16 protein-coding genes are annotated in these 20999 nt (G+C 72.6%); 9 read left to right on the top strand and 7 right to left on the bottom strand.

Features of this window, described 5'->3' with window-relative positions; all coding sequences use genetic code 11:
* Positions 1–23: 23 nt before the first annotated feature.
* The 6 genes from trpC (at position 24) to lgt (ending at position 5247) form a co-directional block, all read left to right on the top strand.
* On the top strand, positions 24–833 hold the full coding sequence (gene trpC, locus AB0958_RS02465; protein ID WP_361336398.1) for an indole-3-glycerol phosphate synthase TrpC: 810 nt from the start codon (positions 24–26) through the stop codon (positions 831–833).
* A gap of 21 nt (positions 834–854) precedes the next feature.
* Positions 855–1082 carry a tryptophan synthase subunit(beta) gene (locus AB0958_RS02460; RefSeq protein WP_366888421.1) on the top strand — a complete coding sequence of 76 codons (228 nt, stop codon included), beginning with the start codon at positions 855–857 and terminating at the stop codon, positions 1080–1082.
* Between the two features lie 78 nt (positions 1083–1160).
* Complete coding sequence (gene trpB, locus AB0958_RS02455) at positions 1161–2444, top strand: tryptophan synthase subunit beta (RefSeq protein ID WP_366888420.1); 1284 nt, start codon at positions 1161–1163, stop codon at positions 2442–2444.
* Positions 2441–3259: a tryptophan synthase subunit alpha gene (gene trpA / locus AB0958_RS02450; protein WP_366888419.1), complete on the top strand. Its 819-nt coding sequence runs from the start codon at positions 2441–2443 to the stop codon at positions 3257–3259. Before trpB ends, trpA begins: the two co-directional genes overlap by 4 nt.
* A 114-nt stretch (positions 3260–3373) precedes the next feature.
* The gene (locus AB0958_RS02445) at positions 3374–4150 is read left to right on the top strand and encodes a thioredoxin domain-containing protein (protein WP_366888418.1); all 777 of its coding nucleotides are present in this window, start codon (positions 3374–3376) and stop codon (positions 4148–4150) included.
* A gap of 92 nt (positions 4151–4242) precedes the next feature.
* Complete coding sequence (gene lgt / locus AB0958_RS02440; RefSeq protein ID WP_366888417.1) at positions 4243–5247, top strand: prolipoprotein diacylglyceryl transferase; 1005 nt, start codon at positions 4243–4245, stop codon at positions 5245–5247.
* A gap of 57 nt (positions 5248–5304) precedes the next feature.
* Here lgt and AB0958_RS02435 read toward each other — a convergent pair whose 3' ends face one another.
* From AB0958_RS02435 to AB0958_RS02405, 7 genes are read right to left on the bottom strand one after another with little or no spacing between them, the layout of a single operon-like run.
* Positions 5305–6126 carry a CoA ester lyase gene (locus tag AB0958_RS02435; RefSeq protein WP_366888416.1) on the bottom strand — a complete coding sequence of 274 codons (822 nt, stop codon included), beginning with the start codon at positions 6124–6126 and terminating at the stop codon, positions 5305–5307.
* Positions 6123–7325, bottom strand: a complete 1203-nt coding sequence (locus AB0958_RS02430; RefSeq protein WP_366888415.1) for a CoA transferase — start codon at positions 7323–7325, stop codon at positions 6123–6125. The genes AB0958_RS02435 and AB0958_RS02430 overlap by 4 nt, the downstream gene beginning before the upstream one ends.
* Positions 7322–8215 carry a ribokinase gene (rbsK, locus tag AB0958_RS02425; protein ID WP_366888414.1) on the bottom strand — a complete coding sequence of 298 codons (894 nt, stop codon included), beginning with the start codon at positions 8213–8215 and terminating at the stop codon, positions 7322–7324. Before rbsK ends, AB0958_RS02430 begins: the two co-directional genes overlap by 4 nt.
* Entirely contained in the window at positions 8212–9822 is a 1611-nt protein-coding gene (locus tag AB0958_RS02420) for an ADP-ribosylglycohydrolase family protein (protein ID WP_366888413.1), read from the bottom strand. Before AB0958_RS02420 ends, rbsK begins: the two co-directional genes overlap by 4 nt.
* On the bottom strand, positions 9810–10985 hold the full coding sequence (locus AB0958_RS02415; RefSeq protein WP_366888412.1) for an ADP-ribosylglycohydrolase family protein: 1176 nt from the start codon (positions 10983–10985) through the stop codon (positions 9810–9812). The genes AB0958_RS02420 and AB0958_RS02415 overlap by 13 nt, the downstream gene beginning before the upstream one ends.
* 8 nt (positions 10986–10993) lie before the next feature.
* Entirely contained in the window at positions 10994–12112 is a 1119-nt protein-coding gene (locus AB0958_RS02410; RefSeq protein WP_366888411.1) for an ADP-ribosylglycohydrolase family protein, read from the bottom strand.
* Positions 12109–13422 (bottom strand): ADP-ribosylglycohydrolase family protein, encoded by a 1314-nt coding sequence (locus tag AB0958_RS02405; protein WP_366888410.1) that lies wholly within the window; start codon positions 13420–13422, stop codon positions 12109–12111. The genes AB0958_RS02410 and AB0958_RS02405 overlap by 4 nt, the downstream gene beginning before the upstream one ends.
* Positions 13423–13717: 295 nt before the next feature.
* Between AB0958_RS02405 and AB0958_RS02400 the strand changes: the two genes are divergently transcribed.
* The 3 genes from AB0958_RS02400 (at position 13718) to AB0958_RS02390 (ending at position 20871) form a co-directional block, all read left to right on the top strand.
* Entirely contained in the window at positions 13718–14449 is a 732-nt protein-coding gene (locus tag AB0958_RS02400) for a VIT1/CCC1 transporter family protein (protein ID WP_366888409.1), read from the top strand.
* Positions 14450–14822: 373 nt separating this feature from the next.
* Positions 14823–19418 (top strand): glutamate synthase large subunit, encoded by a 4596-nt coding sequence (gene gltB, locus AB0958_RS02395; RefSeq protein ID WP_366888408.1) that lies wholly within the window; start codon positions 14823–14825, stop codon positions 19416–19418.
* The gene (locus AB0958_RS02390; RefSeq protein ID WP_366888407.1) at positions 19411–20871 is read left to right on the top strand and encodes a glutamate synthase subunit beta; all 1461 of its coding nucleotides are present in this window, start codon (positions 19411–19413) and stop codon (positions 20869–20871) included. Before gltB ends, AB0958_RS02390 begins: the two co-directional genes overlap by 8 nt.
* Positions 20872–20999: the final 128 nt, after the last annotated feature.

Below are 20999 nucleotides of genomic sequence, written 5' to 3'. Positions count from 1 at the left end.
CCGTCCGGAAGGGGGCCGCTCGCGTGAGTGTGCTCGACGAGATCATCGACGGAGTCCGTGCCGACCTCGCGGAGCGGCAGGCGCGCGTCAGCCTCGACGAGCTCAAGGAGCGCGCGGCGAAGGCGCCCGCCGCCAAGGACGGCGTGGCCGCGCTGCGCGGTGAGGGCGTCAAGGTCATCTGCGAGGTCAAGCGTTCCAGCCCGTCGAAGGGCGCGCTGGCCGCGATCGCCGACCCGGCCGGACTCGCCGCCGACTACGAGGCGGGCGGCGCGGCCGTCATCTCGGTCCTGACCGAGCAGCGCCGCTTCGGCGGTTCGCTGGCCGACCTGGAGGCGGTCCGGGCCCGGGTGGACATCCCGGTGCTGCGCAAGGACTTCATCGTCACGTCGTACCAGCTGTGGGAGGCCCGGGCGTACGGCGCCGACCTCGCGCTGCTGATCGTCGCCGCCCTCGAACAGCCCGCCCTGGAGTCGCTGATCGAGCGCGCCGAGTCCATCGGCCTCACCCCGCTCGTCGAGGTCCACGACGAGGACGAGGTCGAGCGCGCGGTGGACGCGGGTGCCAAGATCATCGGCGTGAACGCGCGCAATCTGAAGACCCTGGAGGTCGACCGCGCCACCTTCGAGCGCGTCGCCCCCGAGATCCCCGAGAACCTCGTCAAGGTCGCCGAGTCCGGCGTCCGCGGCCCGCACGACCTGATCGCGTACGCCAACGCGGGCGCCGACGCGGTCCTGGTCGGCGAGTCCCTGGTGACGGGGCGCGACCCGAAGTCGGCGGTGGCCGACCTGGTGGCGGCGGGCGAACACCCCGCACTCCGGCACGGCCGCTCCTGATCACCCGCTAGGCTGACCCCGATGACTCCCACGGTGACGACGACAGTGGACCGGTACGCCCGCCTGGCGCGCGGCTGCCGCCCACGCGGTTGCCGTGCGCCGGCCCGCCGGGTCCACGGCCGCCGCGTCCGCTACGTCATCGGCGACGAACCGGGCCAGGTGAACGGCCGCCGATGGCAGCGCCCCGTTAGGGGCGCGGGGCTGTATCTGATGTGCGGCTACCGCCGCGCGGGCGCGACAAGCCACTGACGGCCCGCAGTCAACGAACAACCCCCCGCCCCACGGCGAACAGTGTCTTTTCACACGCACTCACCGTGAGGTTCTGGCATGCCCAGCGATTTCTTCTTCCCTGACCCCGAAGGTCAGGTGCCCTCCCCCGAGGGCTACTTCGGCGCCTTCGGCGGCAAGTTCATCCCGGAGGCCCTCGTCGCCGCCGTGGACGAGGTCGCCGTCGAGTACGACAAGGCCAAGCACGACCCCGAGTTCGCCCGGGAACTCGACGACCTCCTGGTCAACTACACCGGCCGCCCCAGCTCCCTCACCGAGGTCCCCCGCTTCGCGGAGCACGCCGGCGGCGCCCGCGTCTTCCTCAAGCGCGAGGACCTCAACCACACCGGTTCCCACAAGATCAACAACGTCCTCGGCCAGGCCCTGCTCACCAAGCGCATGGGCAAGACCCGGGTGATCGCGGAGACCGGCGCCGGCCAGCACGGCGTCGCCACCGCCACCGCCTGCGCCCTGTTCGGCCTCGACTGCACCATCTACATGGGCGAGATCGACACCCAGCGGCAGGCCCTGAACGTCGCCCGGATGCGCATGCTCGGCGCCGAGGTCATCGCCGTGAAGTCCGGCAGCCGCACCCTCAAGGACGCCATCAACGAGGCGTTCCGCGACTGGGTGGCCAACGTCGACCGCACCCACTACCTCTTCGGCACGGTCGCGGGACCCCACCCCTTCCCGGCCATGGTCCGCGACTTCCACCGGGTCATCGGCGTCGAGGCCCGCCGCCAGCTCCTGGAGCGCGCCGGCCGCCTCCCGGACGCCGCGATCGCCTGCGTCGGCGGCGGCTCCAACGCCATCGGCCTCTTCCACGCCTTCATCCCCGACGAGACCGTCCGCCTCATCGGCTGCGAGCCCGCGGGGCACGGCGTCGAGACCGGCGAGCACGCGGCCACCCTCACCGCCGGCGAGCCCGGCATCCTGCACGGCTCCCGGTCCTACGTCCTCCAGGACGACGAGGGCCAGATCACCGAGCCGTACTCGATCTCCGCCGGTCTCGACTACCCCGGCATCGGCCCGGAGCACTCCTACCTCAAGGACTCCGGCCGCGGCGAGTACCGCGCGGTCACCGACGACGCGGCCATGCAGGCCCTGCGCCTGCTGTCCCGCACCGAGGGCATCATCCCGGCCATCGAGAGCGCGCACGCCCTCGCCGGCGCCCTGGAGGTCGGCAGGGAGCTCGGCGCGGACGGGCTGATCGTCGTCAACCTCTCCGGGCGCGGCGACAAGGACATGGACACCGCCGCGCGCTACTTCGGGCTGTACGACACCGACGCCGAGGTGGCCGCCGACGCCACCGCCACCGCCGAGATCGAGGGGGACGCCAAGTGAGCGGGAACATCCAGCTGCTGTCGGACGCCCTCGCCGGCGCCAGGGCCGAGGGCCGCGCCGCGCTCATCGCCTACCTCCCGGCCGGGTTCCCGACCGTGGACGGCGGCATCGACGCGATCAAGGCGGTCCTGGACGGCGGAGCCGACGTCGTCGAGGTCGGGCTGCCGCACAGCGACCCGGTCCTGGACGGCCCGGTCATCCAGACCGCCGACGACATCGCCCTGCGCGGCGGCGTGAAGATCGCGGACGTCATGCGCACGGTCAAGGAGGCCCACGAGGCCACCGGCAAGCCGATCCTCGTCATGACGTACTGGAACCCCATCGACCGCTACGGCGTCGAGCGGTTCACCGCCGAGCTGGCCCAGGCGGGCGGCGCGGGCTGCATCCTGCCCGACCTGCCGGTCCAGGAGTCGGCACTGTGGCGGGAGCACGCCGAGAAGCACGGCCTCGCGACCGTCTTCGTCGTGGCCCCCAGCAGCAAGGACGAACGGCTCGCCACGATCACCGCGGCGGGCAGCGGCTTCGTCTACGCGGCGTCGCTGATGGGTGTCACCGGTACGCGTGAATCCGTCGGCGCCCAGGCCGAGGAGCTCGTGGAGCGCACCCGCGCCACCGGCACCGCACTGCCCGTCTGCGTCGGTCTCGGCGTCTCCGACGCGGCCCAGGCCGCCGAGGTCGCCCGCTTCGCCGACGGGGTGATCGTCGGTTCGGCCTTCGTGAAGCGGATGCTGGACGCGCCGGACGACGCGGTCGGCGTGACGGCGGTCCGGGAACTCGCCGGACACCTCGCGAAGGGTGTGCGCGGCCAGGCGTAGCGCGATGGCCCGGTCGCCGGTCGGGCCACGGGCACGACAGAACATTCGGTCACTCGAACGGGTGGACCTGGGACCGGGGAGGCGCGGTGCGCCTCCCCGGTTCGTTCTGGGGGTGTGAGCGAGAAGAATCGTGACGGAAAGCGGATGGCCCGCGAGCGGCTGGCGGTCGAGCGCGAGAAGCAGAAGGCCGCGGACAGGCGACGGCGCGCGCTGATCGTGGGCGCGAGCGTCGTCTGCGTCCTCGGCCTGGCCGCGGTGATCGGCGTCGTCGCCGCGAACGCGGGCAAGGACAAGAAGAGCGAGAGCTCCGGGCCGGTGGTGGCGCCGTCGGGCGCGCAGGGCAAGGACAGCCTCGCGATCCCGGTCGGCAAGGACGGCGCCAAGGCGACGCTCACCGTCTGGGAGGACTTCCGCTGCCCGGCCTGCCGGGCCTTCGAGACGGCGTACCGGCCCACGCTCCACGAGCTGGTCGACTCCGGCAAGCTCAGGATCGAGTACCACCTGGCCACCCTCATCGACGGCAACCTCGGCGGCAGCGGCTCCCGGCAGGCGGCCAACGCGGCCGCCTGCGCCCAGGACGCCGGGAAGTTCCGCGACTTCCACGACGTGCTGTACGAGAACCAGCCCGAGGAGACCGACGACGCCTTCGCCGACAGCGCCAAGCTGATCGGGCTGGCCGGCAAGGTCAAGGGCCTCGACACGCCGGCCTTCCGCACGTGTGTCGACGGCGGCACGCACAACGCCTGGGTCGTGAAGTCGAACCAGGCCTTCCAGGCGGGCAGGTTCAGCGGCACGCCGACCGTCCTGCTCGACGGCAAGAACATCTACCAGGACCAGACGATGACCCCGGCCAAGCTGAAGCAGCTGGTCGAGGACGCGAACAAGCGGTAGGGCGGGGTAAGCGATTCTCACGTCCCTGTTATGGAGCCGTATCCGGGCTGGTTGCCGTCGCCCCGGTCCGGCACGGTAGCGTCGACCCTGCCATGGAATATCTTGCCTACATTCCCAGCCCTTCGCGCGGAGTGATCCACCTCGGTCCCATTCCGCTGCGCGGCTACGCGTTCTGCATCATCATCGGTGTCTTCGTAGCCGTCTGGCTCGGAAACAAGCGCTGGATCGCCCGCGGCGGGCGGGCCGGCACCGTGGCCGACATCGCGGTCTGGGCCGTACCGTTCGGCCTGGTCGGCGGGCGTCTGTACCACGTGATCACGGACTACGAGCTGTACTTCAGCGCGGGCCGGGACTGGGTCGACGCCTTCAAGGTGTGGCAGGGCGGCCTCGGCATCTGGGGCGCGATCGCCCTCGGCGCGGTGGGCGCGTGGATCGGCTGCCGGCGCCGGGGCATCCCGCTCCCGGCCTACGCCGACGCCATCGCCCCCGGCATCGCCCTCGCCCAGGCCTGCGGCCGCTGGGGCAACTGGTTCAACCAGGAGCTGTACGGCCGCGAGACGCATCTGCCGTGGGCCCTGCACATCACCTCCTCCGAGGGGGGCCGGGTCCCGGGCTACTACCACCCCACGTTCCTGTACGAGTCGCTGTGGTGCATCGGCGTCGCCTTCCTCGTGATGTGGGCCGACCGCCGCTTCACGCTCGGACACGGCCGGGCCTTCGCCCTGTACGTCGCCGCGTACTGCGTGGGCCGCGGCTGGATCGAGTACATGCGCGTCGACGACGCCCACCACATCCTCGGTCTGCGGCTCAACGACTGGACCGCGATGATCGTGTTCCTGCTCGCGGTGCTGTACATGGTGCTCTCCGCGAAGAAGCGGCCGGGCCGGGAGGACGTGGTGGAGCCGGGCGCCCCCGACGACGAGACCGACACAGCGGCCGCGGCCGACGGTGCCGTCGAGGCCGGAAAGGCTCCCGAGGCGGCGGCCGCCGGGAGCGAGCCGGAAGCGGAGCCGGGCGCGGCGTCGGACGACGCGGCCGAGGACGGGTCCGGCGAGGTCAAGGACGGGGCCGGAGCGGCGCCGACCAAGAAGAGCTGACCTTCGGCAGACGACGAAGACGGCGCCCGGGACCTGCTCGGGCGCCCACTTCGCATGTCACCGGTGGGTCGCCAGGGACAGGGTTCTGCGGGCCGCCGCCACGACCGCCGCGTCGATGAAGCTGCCGTCCGGGAGGGCCTGGGCGCCCTGTTCCGTGGTGGCCGCCTTGATGATCGTTTCGGCCTGCTCCAGTTCCGCCTCCGTGGGGAGGTAGGCCCGCTCGATGACCGGGAGCTGGCGGGGGTGGATGGCGGCCCGGCCCAGGAAGCCCAGGGCACGGCCGTGCGCGCAGGAGGCGGCCAGGCCGGCCAGGTCGCGGGTGTCCGGGTGCACCGACTGGGGCGGCGGGGCCAGGCCCGCCGCCCGTGCGGCGACCACGATCCGCGAACGCGACCAGTCCAGGCCGATGTCGCCCCGTACGCCGAGGTCGGCCCGTAGGTCCGCCTCGCCCAGGGAGATGCCCCGCAGGGCGGGATGGGCGGCGGCGACGGCGTAGGCGTGTTCGATGCCGAGGGCCGATTCGAGGAGTGCGTAGAGCGGGAGGACGGTGGTCCGGGCGGTGACGTGGAGGATGTCGGCCGGACCGGTGACCTTGGGCAGCCGCAGGCCGCCGAGGCCGGGGAGGCCGAGCAGGGCCGCCAGGTCGGCCTCGGCCCAGGGGGTGTCCAGGCTGTTGATCCGGACGTGCACCGGGACCGGCTGGCCGTGGGTGAGCAGGTCGGCGGTGGCGCCACGGGCGTAGTCCTTGCGGTCGGGGGCGACCGCGTCCTCCAGGTCGATCACCACCACGTCGGCGCCCGACGCCAGCGCCTTGGTGACCACCCCCGGCCGGTCACCCGGGACGTACAGCCAGGTCAGGGGGAACGCCGCCGTGGTCATACGGCGCCCTCCTCGCGCAGGGCCCGCAACTGTGCCCCGGTCAGCCCGAGCTCGGTGAGGACCGCGTGCGTGTCGGCGCCGTGCGGGCGGCCCGCCCAGCGGATCGCGCCGGGTGTCGCGGAGAGCCGGAAGAGGACGTTCTGCATGCGCAGCGGACCCAGTTCGGGGTCGGCGACGGTGGTGATCGTGTTCAGCGCCTGGTACTGCGGGTCCTCCATGACGTCCCGGACGTCCTGGACGGGCGCCACCGCCGCCTCCGCCTTCTCGAACTCGGCCAGCACCTCGGCACGGGAGCGGGTGGCGACCCAGTCCCCGACGGCCGCGTCGAGGACGTCGGCGTGCGCGGCCCGCTCGGCGCCCGTCGCGAACCACGGTTCGTCGATCAGCTCCGGGCGCCCGACCAGCCGTAGTACGCGTTCCGCGATCGACTGGGCCGAGGTGGAGACGGCGACCCAGTCCCCGTCCGCCGTGCGGTAGGTGTTGCGCGGGGCGTTGTTGGCGGAGCGGTTGCCGGTGCGCTCCTGGACGTAGCCGAGCTGGTCGTACCAGGTGGGCTGGGCGCCGAGGACGGTCAGGATCGGCTCGATGATCGCCATGTCGACGACCTGGCCCTCGCCGGTGCGGTCCCGGCCTGCGAGGGCGGTCAGGACCGCGTACGCCGTCGCGAGCGCCGCGATGGAGTCGGCCAGACCGAACGGCGGCAGCGTGGGCGGCGCGTCCGGTTCGCCGGTGATCGCCGCGAACCCGCTCATCGCCTCGGCGAGGGTGCCGAAGCCGGGGCGGTTCGCGTAGGGGCCGAACTGGCCGAAGGCGGTGACCCGGGTCAGGATCAGGCGCGGGTTGGCCGCGGACAGTTCCTCCCAGCCCAGGTCCCACTTCTCCAGGGTGCCGGGGCGGAAGTTCTCGATGACCACGTCGGCGGTCGCGGCGAGCTTCAGCAGGGTGGCGCGGCCCCCGGGCTTGGACAGGTCGAGGGTGATGGCGCGCTTGTTGCGGCCGAGCACCTTCCACCACAGGCCGACGCCCTCCTTGGCCGGGCCGTGCCCCCGGGAGGGGTCCGGCTTCGTGGGGTGCTCGACCTTGACGACATCGGCGCCGAAGTCGCCGAGCAGGGTGGCGGCGAGGGGCCCGGCGAAGAGGGTGGCGAGATCCAGCACGCGCAGTCCGCCGAGGGGCGGGGGCGGGGTCGTCGTCCTCATGCCGTGAACTGGGCGTCGATCTCCGGGCGGTACGGCATCGATGTCGACGCCCCCTCCCGCTGGACGGCGAGCGCGGCCGCGGCGGCGGCCCAGGACAGGGCCTCGCGGACCGGTTTCTCCTCGGCCAGGGCCACCGCGAGCGTCCCGACGAAGGTGTCTCCGGCCCCCGTCGAGTCGACGGCGGTCACCCGGGGCGCGGGAATCACCAGGGGCGCGGCGTCCCGGGTGAGGTAGAGGCTGCCGGCCGCGCCGAGCGTGACGACGACCTGGGGCACCAGGCCGAGCAGGGCGGCGGCGGCGTCACGCGGGTCGGTCCGGTCGGTGAGGGCGGCCGCCTCCCGTTCGTTGGCCACCAACAGGTCGATGTTGTCGAGGAGCTCGGGGGGCAGGGGGCGGGCCGGGGACGGCGTCAGGACGGTCCGGACACCGTGCCTGCGGGCGGCCTGGGCACCGGCGACGACCGCGGGGAGCGGGATCTCCAGCTGGAGGAGCAGGGTGTCCGCGGAGGCGATGACGCCCTCGTCGCCCGGGGCGAGATGGTCGACGGTGCCGTTCGCGCCGGGGACCACGACGATCGCGTTGCCGCCCTCGTCGTCCACGACGATGTGCGCGGTACCGGAGGGGCACTCGATCGTGCGCAGCGAGTCGGTGTCCACACCGGAGTGTTCGAGGGTCTCGCGCAGCCGGACGCCGTAGGAGTCGTGGCCGACCGCGCCGATCATCGAGACGGTGGCGCCGGCGCGGGCGGCGGCGATCGCCTGGTTGGCGCCCTTGCCGCCGGGGATCGTACGGAACTCCCGTCCCGGCACGGTCTCGCCGAGCCGGGGGGCCTTCTCGGCGTACGCGACGAGGTCCATGTTGGTGCTGCCGAGTACGGCGATATGGGTCATGGGCGGGTCGCCTCCAGGTGGGTGAGGTGGGCGAGGGTGTCGAAGCCGGTGCCGTCGAAGCCGGCGACGGAGGTGGCGAGTCGGTTCTTGAGCGGGGCGGTCCAGCGGTCCGGGAGGGCGTCGGGGTCGCCCGCGAGCAGTCCGGCGACGGAGCCGGCGGTCGCGCCGTTCGAGTCGGTGTCCCAGCCGCCGCTCACCGCACGGGTGACGGAGCCGCTGAAGTCGCCGTCCGCGTGGGTGAGCGCGGCGGCGAGCAGAGCGGTGTTGGGGATGGCGTGCACCCAGTGGTGGGTGGGGGAGTGGACGGCGTGGAGTGCGTCGACGACGGTGTCGAAGTCGGCGTGCGTCCCGGCGAGCCGGATCGCGTGATCGACGGCGTGGGCGAGGCGCGAGTGGGGCGGGACGACGGATCGGCCGGAGCGCAGACAGGCGTGGACGTCATGGGTGCCGGTGGCGGCGGTCGCGATGACGGCCGCCGTGAACATCGCCGCGTAGACGCCGTTGGCCGTGTGGGTGAGGGTGGCGTCGCGGTGGGCCTGTTCGGCGGCGGCGCCCGGGTCGCCGGGGTTGGTCCAGCCGTGCACGTCGGCGCGGATCAGGGCGCCGATCCACTCGCGGAAGGGGTTGCGGTGGCGGGCGGTGCCCGGGGGTTCGACGCCGCTGAGCAGGTTGCGGTAGGCGACGCGTTCGGCGGTGAAGGTGCGGCCGGCGGGGAGTTCGTCGAGCCAGAGGGCGGCCACGTCGGTGGTGGTGAAGTCCTTGCCGTGGCGCTGGAGCAGGAGGAGGTCGAGGAGGGGGTAGTTGAGGTCGTCGTCCTCGGGCATGCCGTCGATGTTCTCGGCGAGGGAGGTGGGGGCCGAGCGGCGGTTCCAGGGGTGGGCGGAGAGGAGTTCGGCGGGGACGCCCCGGGCGGTGAAGTAGCGGTTCAGGGGCCAGTTGCCGGTGGCGCGGGCGAGGTCACGGACGGCGTGCAGGGGGAGCTTCTCGACGGGTTTGCCGAGCAGGCACCCGACGGCACGGCCGAGCCAGGCGGCGTGGTAGGCGCGCGCGGGCGGGGGCTGGGGGGCGGGGACGCTCACCGGCGCTTGCCGGGTGCCTCCCCCAGAGGGGGTACCCCCAGCGCCCGCCCTCCCCCACGCTCGGCTTCGCTCGCGCGGGGGGACCCCCATCGCTCCCGCGGCACGACTGCCCGCGGCTGGGTGAGGGCGGCTGGGCAGCGCCCCGTCAGGGGCGCGGGGCCGGGACATGTGCGGCTCCGCCGCGTGGGCGCGATCAGCCACATCGCACCCGCAGTCGCACGACGGTCCGCACCGCCCTCCCCGTGGCGCGGTCGGCCACTGCGGACACAGCGCCTTGATCGCGGCCAGATCCGTCGGCTCGTTCAACCGACTGGGCAGGTCCGCGAGTTCGTCGAGCAGGTCTTCCGCCAGCTGGCGCAGGTAGCGGGACGCCCGGTCCGGCGACGCCCCGGCCCGCGCGGGCGCCTCCGCACCCCCCGCCGCCCGCCACCGTGCCTCGACGGCCGACGGCTCCCGTCCGTCCTGCCGGGCCTGGCGCAGCTCGTGGCCCAGCAGATCCTCCGGCTGGACCCAGGTCAGTCGGAGCAACTCGGGCCTCCGAGACGGGCGAAGGACTCCTCGTGGGCGCGGCGGCGTCCGACGTCACGGGTGAAGACCTCCCGGGCCACCCCGGCCAGGACGCGCGGCGGCTCCCAGAGGTCGAGACGGCTCGCCTCCGCCACCCGTTTCGACCACTCCTGCGGCACCGGCGAGCCCAGCGCCCCGGCGACCGCGCCCGCCATCGTCGCGATGGAGTCGCAGTCCCGGCCGTAGTTGACGGAACCGAGCACGGCCCGCCGGTAGTCGCCGTCCGCCACCAGCACCATGCCCAGCGCGACGGGGAGTTCCTCGATGGCGTGCAGCCGGGAGGGGCGGCGGGCGCCGAGCGACGGGGACCGGTAGTCGGGGCCCACCGTGTCGTAGGGGGCGACCGCCTCCCGCAGGGGGGTGAGCGCCGACTCGAAGTCGGAGTGCCGCGCGGCCGTTTCACAGACCCGTTCGACGGCCTCGCGCGTCCCGTCCTTCGCCAGCGACAGGCACGTGCCGACGACGGAGTCCGGGGTCGCCCCCGGCGAGGCCGCCGCCGCCACCGCCGCCGCGAAGACGCCCGCCGCCTCCCTGCCGTACGACGACTGGTGGGCGCCCGCGACGTCCAGCGCCTCGTGGTACGCGGCCCGCGGGTCGGCCGCGTTGACCAGGCCGACCGGGGCCATGTACATCGCCGCACCGCAGTTGACGATGTTGCCGACGCCGGCCTCCCGTGGGTCGACGTGGCCGTAGTGCAGGCGCGCCGCCAGCCATTTCTCGGCGAGGAAGACACGGTGGAGGGGGAGGGTCTCCGCCTCCAGCTCGGGGATCCAGCGCGGGTTGGTCATCAGGTCCGGGACCAGGTGCTCGGCGATCGCGTACGCGTCGAGGTGGTCGCGGACGCGGTCGTACACCCGTACCAGCGCATGGGTCATCAAGGTGTCGTCGGTGACGTGCCCGTCGCCCTTGTGGTACGGCGCGACGGGGCGGGCGGTACGCCAGTCCTCGCCGTGCCAGGGGCCGACGATGCCGTGCACGCGCCCGCCGTGGCGTTCGAGGATCTGGTCGGGGGAGTAGCCCTCGACCGGGCCGCCGAGGGCGTCACCGACGGCGGCGCCGACGAGGGCCCCGGTGATCCGTTCGTCGAGGGAAGTGCCGGTGCTTTCATCTCCTATGGGCGTCATGCACCGAATCATCCACCTGGACGGGCCGGTTGTGCGGCTTCCAGGAGTTCGGCGAGTTCCACGAGGTCGGTGCCGGTGAGGCGGGGGAGGGCGCAGCCGGAGAGGGTGCGGCAGGCGTCCCGCCAGGACGGCGGGATCGACTCCGCGCCGCCGAGGGCGCCGGTGAGCGCGCCGGCCAGGGCGGGGGCCGAGTCGGCGACCCGCGACAGGCAGGCGGCGGCGGGTACGGCCTCGGCGATCCGGCCGCGTGCGGCGGTGGCGAGGGCGAGGGCGACGGGGACGGTCTCGGCGGCGGCGATGCCGTAGCTGTAGACGTGGTCGACGATTTCGTGTTCGAGGAGGGGGATCAGGGCGAACGCGGTGTCGCTGGCGCCCGCGAGGGTGAGGGCGTGACGGGCGTTGCGGCCGATCTCGGTGGGCTCGGGGAGTTCGGCGAGGGCCGCGGCCACGCAGGTCTCCACCTCGGCGCCGGCGAGGGCGAGGGCCAGGGCGGCGGCCATGGCGCGGGCGCCGTGCACCCCGTCGCCGTCCTGCGTGTAGCGGGCGTCGAACTCGGCGAGGTCGGCGGCGTGCTCGGGGTCGCCGGGATGGGCGACGGCGAGCGCGCAGGCGCGGACGCAGGCGGCGTCGTCGAAGTAGTGCGGGTTGTCGTGGCCGCTGGCAGGCGGGCGCAGGCCGGTGGCGAGGTTGCCGAGGCCGGCGCGCACCGAGATGCGGGCGCGCAGGGGGAGCACGGCGGACTCGATCTCGGGGGCGCGCTCCGCCGCGGCGGCGACCTCGGAGGCCACGGCGGTCCAGGTGAGGTCGATGGCGGCGCGGGTGCGGAGCTCACGGCTGAGGTCGGCCAGGGCGGTGTCGTCGCCGGCGCGCAGCACGGCTTCCGCGGCGAAGGCCGCCCACTCGGCGTCGTCGGAGGGGCCGAGGCGCAGCGGCTCGGGGGGCTGGTTCAGGGCGATGGGGACGGGGAGGGTGGTGGTCGCGTTGTGCTCGGCGAAGGTGTCCAGTTCGCGGGTGAGGCGGCGGGTCCACTCCGGCATCCGGGCGGCGCGGTGCCGGGCGGCGGGCCAGCCGGCGGCGTCACCCGCGGCGAGCCCGAGGAAGAGCCCCTCGATGCGGCGCCGGTTCACGGCCGGACCTCGCTGAGGACCGCCTCGGTGAGGACCGCCTCGCTGAGGACCGTCTCGGTGAGGACCGCCTCGGTGAGGACCGTCTCGGTGAGGACCGCCTCGGTGAGGGGGGTGGCCGGGGTGTGGGGTGGTTGGGTCTTCGGGACGGCTCGGTCGGGGAGCGGCTGTGCCTGAGGGGTGGCCGGGGTGTGGGGAGGCTGTGTCTGAGGGGTGGCCGGGGTGTGGGGAGGCTGTGTCTCCACGGGCGTCCTGCCGTGCGGTGATCGCGTTCGGGGGCCCGCTGCGTCGTGGTGGGTGGGCGTTCGCCGAGCCGCTGACGCCGTCAGCAGTTCCGCCACCTCCAGGACGTGCTGTCCCGCCATCGAGGGCAGACAGCTCCCCCGGGCCGGACCGATCGCGGCGGCCCACTCCGCCGGGATCGCCCCCTCGCCCCGCGTCGCTCCGGCCAGCGCACCCGCCACGGCCGCCGTCGTGTCCGCGTCCCGGCCCATGTTGACGGCCGTCAGTACCGACTCCCTGAAGTCGCCGTCCGCCGACGCGTACGCGCCGAAGGCCAGGGCCACCGCCTCCGGGGCCAGGTCGGTCCACGGGTAGCCGCCGATCACCACCGCCGAGCGGACCGCCCGCTCCCCGCGGTGGGCCACCGACACCCCCCGGCGCAGCGAACGCGCCGTCCAGGAGTCGTCCGGGATCACCGCGAGCGCGGCCGCGACCACCGCCGTGGGAGGGGCCCCCGCCATCGCCGCCGCCACGCCCGCCGCCACCGCCTGGCCGCCGTAGATGCCCTCGCCCTCGTGGCTCACGGAGCCGTCGACGGCGACCAGACGGGCCGCTTCCGCGGGCCGGCCGGCCGCGAAGACCCCGAAGGGCGCCGCCCGCATGGCCAGCCCGTCGCTCCAGGCGTGCCGGTGCTGGGCGGAGATCGGCGCGGCGAGGCCGCGGCGGAGGTTCTCCAGCGTGCCGCGTTCGCTGAAGCCCGCGCCCTTGAAGGGGCCCTCGGCGCGGCTGGCGATCCACTCGTGCCAGGCCGCCTCGACATGGGCGGGGGTGAGCGCCGAGCCGTGGCGGGCGAGGAGCAGACCGGAGAAGATCGCGTACTCGGTGTCGTCCGTGCCCGCGGGGTGGTCGGTGACGTATCCCGTGACGCGGCCCCAGCGGGCACGGATCTCGGAGGGCTTCATGTTCTCCGCCGGTGCCCCGAGCGCGTCCCCGACGGCCAGACCCAGCAGCGCGCCCCGTGCCCGGTCGTGCGGTGCGGGTGCGGGTCCGTCGGGAGCGGGGACCGACGGGGCGCAGGCGATCGATGACATGGGCGGGCCTCTCCGGGAGGGGCTCCGCGCGGGCGCGGAACCGTTTGCGGATGTGTCCCACCAACGGCGGTTGACCGCAGCCTCGGAGGCGTTCACATCACCCGGTCGACATCTGCGCGGCCCGTCGCACGGCTGAGCAAAGGAGGGTAAAGCCGCAGGTTAGCCGAGCCTTTCCTTGCTGGCGGCGGGGAATGCGGCGACGTAGTGTTGCCGTTGTCAAAAGGTAGAACTTGTCCAAACTTAGCTTTGCCTCAGCTTATTCGAGGCTCCTTACGCGACTCCTGGGGGACCCCACATGGCCATCATCGACACCGAGGCGACGCTCCACGAAGCCCACCGCGACAACCACACCCACCGGGACGTCAACGGGGGCTGGCTGCGACCCGCCGTCTTCGGTGCGATGGACGGGCTGGTCTCCAACCTCGCCCTCATGACCGGTGTGGCCGGTGGTGCCGTCGGTCATCAGACCATCGTCATCACCGGTCTCGCGGGTCTCGCCGCCGGCGCCTTCTCCATGGCGGCCGGCGAGTACACCTCCGTCGCCTCGCAGCGTGAGCTGGTCGAGGCGGAGCTGGACGTCGAGCGCCGGGAGCTGCGCCGGCATCCGCAGGACGAGGAGGCCGAGCTGGCCGCGCTGTACGAGGCGAGGGGCGTCGAGCCCGCGCTCGCGCGCGAGGTCGCCCGGCAGCTGTCCGCCGACCCCGAGCAGGCGCTGGAGATACACGCCCGCGAGGAACTGGGCATCGACCCCGGCGATCTGCCCTCGCCGCTGGTCGCCGCGGTGTCGTCCTTCGGCTCGTTCGCGCTCGGCGCCCTGCTGCCGGTCCTGCCGTTCCTGCTCGGCGCCACCGCGCTGTGGCCCGCCCTGCTGCTGGCCCTCGCCGGGCTGTTCGGCTGCGGTGCCGTGGTGGCCAGGGTGACCGCGCGGAGCTGGTGGTTCAGCGGACTTCGGCAGCTCGCGCTGGGTGGTGCCGCGGCCGGTGTGACGTACGCCCTGGGCACGCTGTTCGGAACGGCCGTAGGATAGGTGGACCGCTACTTATGCGTTGGGCCGCATAAGTAGCCGTTACTCGCTGGTTTCGAATGCTTAACCACTGGGCATGAGCCGTAAGCGCCGCAGGCAATGACGCCTGTCGTGCACCCCTGGGGTGACACGACGCTCAACCCCACCCCCTCGGACCGATGGACACGGATCTGTCCCGATCGGTCCCCCTCGCCTTCACCGCCCAGTGCGGTACCCCGCTGCGAACCCCTGCGGCGTCCGCATGTTGGAACGGAGTATCCGGTTCCCGAGAACCGCTCCATCATGTAACCTGCGTGAAATTTCGCAACAAAAACGCAGAGGGCCAGCGTCGTCCCTCGGCACCTGCTATATGCCACTGACGACGACGGGAGAGCCGATGCGTACGCCGCGCCAGCCGTCCCAGCACTCCGCGAATGGCCAGAACTGGTCCTTCATGGATGCTCGCCCTGCTGCGCAGGGTATGTACGACCCCCGCAATGAGCACGACGCCTGCGGCGTCGGCTTCGTGGCCACCCTCACCGGAGAGGCGAGCCATGCGCTGGTCGAGCAGGCGCTCACGGTGCTGCGCAACCTGGAGCACCGCGGCGCCACCGGCTCCGAGCCGGACTCCGGCGACGGCGCGGGCCTGCTCTCCCAGGTGCCGGACACCTTCTTCCGCGAGGTGGCCGGATTCGAGCTGCCCGCGGCCGGTTCCTACGCCGTCGGTATCGCCTTCCTCCCCGAGGACGGCGCCCAGGACGCCGTCTCGCGGATCGAGACGATCGCGGCCGAGGAGGGCCTCACCGTCCTCGGCTGGCGCGAGGTCCCGGTCGCCCCGGAGCTGCTCGGCGCCACCGCCCGCTCCACCATGCCGGTCTTCCGGCAGGTCTTCGTCACCGACCACGCCAGCGAGGGCATCGCGCTGGACCGCAAGGCGTTCGTGCTGCGCAAGCGCGCCGAACGCGAGGTGGGCATCTACTTCCCGTCGCTGTCCGCGCGGACCATCGTCTACAAGGGCATGCTGACCACCGGCCAGCTGGAGCCCTTCTTCCCGGACCTGTCCGACCGCCGTTTCGCGTCCGCGATCGCGCTCGTGCACTCCCGGTTCTCCACGAACACCTTCCCGTCGTGGCCGCTCGCCCACCCGTACCGGTTCGTCGCCCACAACGGTGAGATCAACACCGTCAAGGGCAACCGCAACTGGATGGTCGCCCGCGAGTCCCAGCTGGTCTCCGACCTGTTCGGCCCGCAGGAGAAGCTCGACCGGGTCTTCCCGATCTGCACGCCCGACGCCTCCGACTCGGCGTCCTTCGACGAGGTGCTCGAACTCCTGCACCTGGGCGGGCGTTCGCTGCCGCACTCCGTGCTGATGATGATCCCGGAGGCGTGGGAGAACCACGACTCCATGGACCCGGCCCGGCGCGCCTTCTACGGCTTCCACTCCACGATGATGGAGCCCTGGGACGGCCCCGCCTGCGTCACCTTCACCGACGGCACCCAGGTCGGCGCCGTGCTCGACCGCAACGGCCTGCGTCCCGGCCGCTACTGGGTCACCGACGAGGGCCTGGTCGTCCTCGGCTCCGAGGTCGGCGTCCTCGACATCGACCCCGCCAAGGTCGTCCGCAAGGGCCGGCTGCAGCCCGGCAGGATGTTCCTCGTCGACACCGCCGAGCACCGCATCATCGAGGACGACGAGATCAAGGCGACCCTCGCCGCCGCACAGCCGTACGCGGAGTGGCTGGAGGCCGGCGAGATCGAGCTGAGCGACCTGCCCGAGCGCGAGCACATCGTGCACACCCACGCCTCGGTCACCCGTCGCCAGCAGACCTTCGGCTACACCGAGGAGGAGCTGCGCGTCATCCTGGCGCCGATGGCCAAGGCCGGCGCCGAGCCGATCGGCTCCATGGGCACCGACTCGCCGATCGCCGCGCTGTCCGCCCGCCCGCGGCTGCTCTTCGACTACTTCACCCAGCTGTTCGCACAGGTCACCAACCCGCCGCTGGACGCCATCCGCGAGGAGCTGGTCACCTCCCTGCGCTCGTCGCTGGGTCCGGCGGGCAACCTGCTCGACCCGACCGCCGCGTCCTGCCGCAGCGTCGTGCTGCCCTTCCCGGTGATCGACAACGACGAGCTGGCCAAGCTCATCCACATCAACGCCGACGGCGACATGCCCGGCTTCAAGGCCGCGACCCTGTCCGGTCTGTACCGGGTCTCCGGCGGCGGCGACGCCCTCGCCGCGCGCATCGAGGAGATCTGCGCCGAGGCCGACGCCGCCATCGAGAACGGCGCCCGGCTCATCGTCCTGTCGGACCGCCACTCGGACGCCGAGCACGCGCCGATCCCCTCGCTGCTGCTCACCGCGGCGGTCCACCACCACCTCATCCGCACCAAGCAGCGCACTCACGTGGGCCTGCTCGTCGAGGCCGGTGACGTCCGCGAGGTCCACCACGTCGCCCTGCTGATCGGGTTCGGCGCCGCCGCGGTCAACCCGTACCTGGCCATGGAGTCCGTCGAGGACCTGGTCCGCGCGGGCACCTTCCTGCCGGGCATCGAGGCCGAGGCGGCCATCCGCAACCTGATCTACGCCCTCGGCAAGGGCGTCCTGAAGGTCATGTCCAAGATGGGCATCTCGACGGTCGCCTCCTACCGCGGCGCCCAGGTCTTCGAGGCCGTCGGTCTCGAAGAGGGCTTCGTGGAGAAGTACTTCAACGGCACCGCCTCCAAGATCGGCGGCGTCGGCATCGACGTCATCGCCCAGGAGGTCGCCGCCCGGCACGCCAAGGCCTACCCGGCCTCCGGCATCGCGCCGGCCCACCGCGCCCTGGACATAGGGGGCGAGTACCAGTGGCGCCGCGAGGGCGAGCCGCACCTGTTCGACCCGGAGACGGTCTTCCGCCTCCAGCACTCCACGCGCTCCGGCCGCTACGACATCTTCAAGAAGTACACGGACCGCGTGAACGAGCAGTCCGAGCGCCTCATGACGCTCCGCGGCCTCTTCGGCTTCAAGAGCGACCGTCCGTCGATCTCCGTCGACGAGGTCGAGCCGGTCTCCGAGATCGTCAAGCGCTTCTCCACCGGCGCCATGTCGTACGGCTCCATCTCGCGCGAGGCCCACGAGACCCTCGCCATCGCCATGAACCAGCTGGGCGGCAAGTCCAACACCGGTGAGGGCGGCGAGGACCCGGACCGCCTCTACGACCCGGCGCGGCGCAGCGCGATCAAGCAGGTCGCCTCCGGCCGCTTCGGCGTGACCTCCGAGTACCTGGTCAACGCGGACGACATCCAGATCAAGATGGCCCAGGGCGCCAAGCCCGGCGAGGGCGGCCAGCTGCCCGGCCACAAGGTGTACCCCTGGGTCGCCAAGACCCGGCACAGCACCCCCGGCGTCGGCCTGATCTCCCCGCCGCCGCACCACGACATCTACTCCATCGAAGACCTCGCGCAGCTGATCCACGACCTCAAGAACGCCAACCCGAAGGCCCGGATCCACGTCAAGCTGGTCTCCGAGGTCGGCGTCGGCACGGTCGCCGCGGGTGTCTCCAAGGCGCACGCGGACGTGGTCCTGATCTCCGGCCACGACGGCGGCACCGGTGCCTCCCCGCTGACCTCGCTGAAGCACGCGGGCGGCCCCTGGGAGCTGGGTCTCGCCGAGACCCAGCAGACCCTGCTGCTGAACGGCCTGCGCGACCGCATCGTCGTGCAGACCGACGGCCAGCTGAAGACCGGCCGTGACGTGGTGATCGCCGCGCTGCTCGGCGCCGAGGAGTTCGGTTTCGCGACCGCGCCGCTCGTCGTCTCCGGCTGCATCATGATGCGCGTCTGCCACCTCGACACCTGCCCGGTCGGCGTCGCCACCCAGAACCCGGTGCTGCGCGACCGCTTCAACGGCAAGGCCGAGTACGTGGTGAACTTCTTCCGGTTCATCGCCGAGGAGGTCCGCGAGATCCTCGCCGAGCTGGGCTTCCGCTCCATCGAGGAGGCCGTCGGCCACGCCGAGGCGCTCGACGTCACCCGTGCCGTGAACCACTGGAAGGCGCAGGGCCTGGACCTGGCCCCGCTCTTCCACGTGCCCGAGCTGCCCGAGGGCGCCGCCCTGCACCGGACGGTCGCCCAGGACCACGGCCTGGAGAAGGCCCTGGACAACGAGCTGATCAAGCTCGCCGCGGACGCCCTGGCCGCCTCCAGCGCCACCGACGCCCACCCGGTGCGCGCCCAGGTGAAGGTGCGCAACATCAACCGCACGGTCGGCACCATGCTCGGCCACGAGGTGACGAAGAAGTTCGGCGGGGCGGGCCTGCCCGACGACACCATCGACATCACCTTCACCGGCTCGGCCGGCCAGTCCTTCGGCGCCTTCCTGCCGCGCGGGGTCACGCTCCGCCTGGAGGGCGACGCCAACGACTACGTCGGCAAGGGCCTCTCCGGCGGCCGGGTGATCGTGCGTCCCGACCGCAACGCCGACCACCTCGCCGAGTACTCCACCATCGCGGGCAACACCATCGCGTACGGCGCGACCGGCGGCGAGCTGTTCCTGCGCGGTCGTACCGGCGAGCGGTTCTGCGTCCGCAACTCCGGCGCGACGGTCGTCTCGGAGGGCGTGGGCGACCACGGCTGCGAGTACATGACCGGCGGTCACGCGGTGGTCCTCGGCGAGACGGGCCGCAACTTCGCGGCCGGCATGTCCGGCGGCATCGCCTACGTCATCGACCTCGACGTCGACAACGTCAACGTCGGCAACGTGGACGCCGTCGAGGCCCTCGACGACACCGACAAGCAGTGGCTGCACGACGTGGTGCGCCGGCACGCCGAGGAGACCGGCTCCACGGTCGCCGAGAAGCTGCTCGCCGACTGGGACGTGGCCGTGCAGCGGTTCAGCAAGATCATTCCCGGTACTTTCAAGGCAGTGCTCGCCGCCAAGGACGCCGCCGAGCGAGCGGGTCTCTCCGAGACCGAGACCCACGAGAAGATGATGGAGGCGGCGATCAATGGCTGACCCGAAGGGCTTCCTGAACCACGGCCGTGAGGTCGCCGAGACCCGTCCCGTCGCCGATCGTGTCAGGGACTGGAACGAGGTCTACGTCCCCGGCTCCCTGCTGCCGATCATCAGCAAGCAGGCCAGCCGGTGCATGGACTGCGGCATCCCGTTCTGCCACAACGGCTGTCCGCTCGGGAACCTGATCCCCGAGTGGAACGACTACGCCTACCGCGAGGACTGGACGGCGGCGTCCGAGCGTCTGCACGCCACGAACAACTTCCCGGAGTTCACCGGCCGCCTGTGCCCGGCCCCGTGCGAGTCGGCGTGCGTGCTCGGCATCAACCAGCCGCCCGTCACCATCAAGAACGTCGAGGTCTCCATCATCGACAAGGCGTGGGACGCGGGCACCGTCGCCCCGCAGGCTCCCGAGCGCCTGTCGGGCAAGACCGTCGCCGTCATCGGCTCCGGCCCCGCGGGCCTGGCCGCCGCCCAGCAGCTGACCCGGGCCGGCCACACGGTCGCCGTCTACGAGCGCGCCGACCGCATCGGTGGCCTGCTCCGCTACGGCATCCCCGAGTTCAAGATGGAGAAGCGGCACATCAACCGCCGTATCGAGCAGATGCGCGCGGAGGGCACCCGCTTCCGTACCGGCATCGAGATCGGCGTCGACCTCAAGGCGACCGACCTGAAGAAGCGGTACGACGCGGTCGTCATCGCCGCCGGCGCCACCACGGCCCGTGACCTCCCGGTCCCCGGCCGTGAGCTCAAGGGCGTCTACCAGGCGATGGAGTACCTGCCGCTGTCCAACAAGGTCCAGGAGGGCGACTACGTCACCTCCCCGATCTCGGCCGAGGGCAAGCACGTGGTCGTGATCGGCGGCGGCGACACCGGCGCGGACTGCGTGGGCACCGCCCACCGCCAGGGCGCGGCCTCCGTCACCCAGCTGGAGATCATGCCCCGGCCGGGCGAGGACCGCGCGCCGCATCAGCCGTGGCCGACCTTCCCGATGCTCTACAAGGTCACCTCGGCGCACGAGGAGGGCGGCGAGCGGGTCTACTCCGTCTCCACCACCCACTTCGAGGGCGACGAGGACGGCAACGTCCAGTGGCTGCACCTCACCGAGGTGGAGTTCGTCGACGGCAAGCTGACCCCGAAGCCGGGCACCGAGCGGAAGATCCCGGCCCAGCTGGTCACCCTCGCCATGGGCTTCACCGGCACCGACCGGGTCAACGGCCTGGTCGAGCAGTTCGGCGTCGACCTCGACGAGCGCGGCAACATCGCCCGCGACGCGGACTTCCAGACCAGCGTCCCCGGTGTCTTCGTCGCCGGTGACGCGGGCCGCGGCCAGTCCCTGATCGTCTGGGCGATCGCCGAGGGCCGCTCGGCCGCCAAGGGCGTCGACCGCTTCCTCACCGGAGCGAGCGACCTCCCGGCCCCGATCCGCCCGACGGACCGCTCGCTGACGGTCTGACGCACCCTCTGAGAACGTCCCGTACAAAGGCGTACGGGCGGGCCGTCTGGGGGACACCCCCCAGACCCCCCGTAGACGGCGCCTGCCCCACAGTCCCCGACCGGACGACCGGGCAGGCGCCGCCGCAT

It is taken from the genome of Streptomyces sp. NPDC006655 (genome assembly GCF_040703965.1).
Classification (GTDB): Bacteria; Actinomycetota; Actinomycetes; order Streptomycetales; family Streptomycetaceae; genus Streptomyces.
This window is presented reverse-complemented; position numbering and strand designations above follow the sequence as displayed.

Coding starts and splice junctions, on each gene's coding strand:
- AB0958_RS02400 (WP_366888409.1), top strand. CDS start 13,718: ATGGCCATCATCGACACCGAGGCGACGCTCCACGAAGCCCACCGCGAC.
- lgt (WP_366888417.1), top strand. CDS start 4,243: ATGGAATATCTTGCCTACATTCCCAGCCCTTCGCGCGGAGTGATCCAC.
- AB0958_RS02460 (WP_366888421.1), top strand. CDS start 855: ATGACTCCCACGGTGACGACGACAGTGGACCGGTACGCCCGCCTGGCG.
- gltB (WP_366888408.1), top strand. CDS start 14,823: ATGCGTACGCCGCGCCAGCCGTCCCAGCACTCCGCGAATGGCCAGAAC.
- AB0958_RS02435 (WP_366888416.1), bottom strand. CDS start 6,126: ATGACCACGGCGGCGTTCCCCCTGACCTGGCTGTACGTCCCGGGTGAC.
- rbsK (WP_366888414.1), bottom strand. CDS start 8,215: ATGACCCATATCGCCGTACTCGGCAGCACCAACATGGACCTCGTCGCG.
- AB0958_RS02405 (WP_366888410.1), bottom strand. CDS start 13,422: ATGTCATCGATCGCCTGCGCCCCGTCGGTCCCCGCTCCCGACGGACCC.
- AB0958_RS02415 (WP_366888412.1), bottom strand. CDS start 10,985: ATGACGCCCATAGGAGATGAAAGCACCGGCACTTCCCTCGACGAACGG.
- trpB (WP_366888420.1), top strand. CDS start 1,161: ATGCCCAGCGATTTCTTCTTCCCTGACCCCGAAGGTCAGGTGCCCTCC.
- AB0958_RS02430 (WP_366888415.1), bottom strand. CDS start 7,325: ATGAGGACGACGACCCCGCCCCCGCCCCTCGGCGGACTGCGCGTGCTG.
- AB0958_RS02390 (WP_366888407.1), top strand. CDS start 19,411: ATGGCTGACCCGAAGGGCTTCCTGAACCACGGCCGTGAGGTCGCCGAG.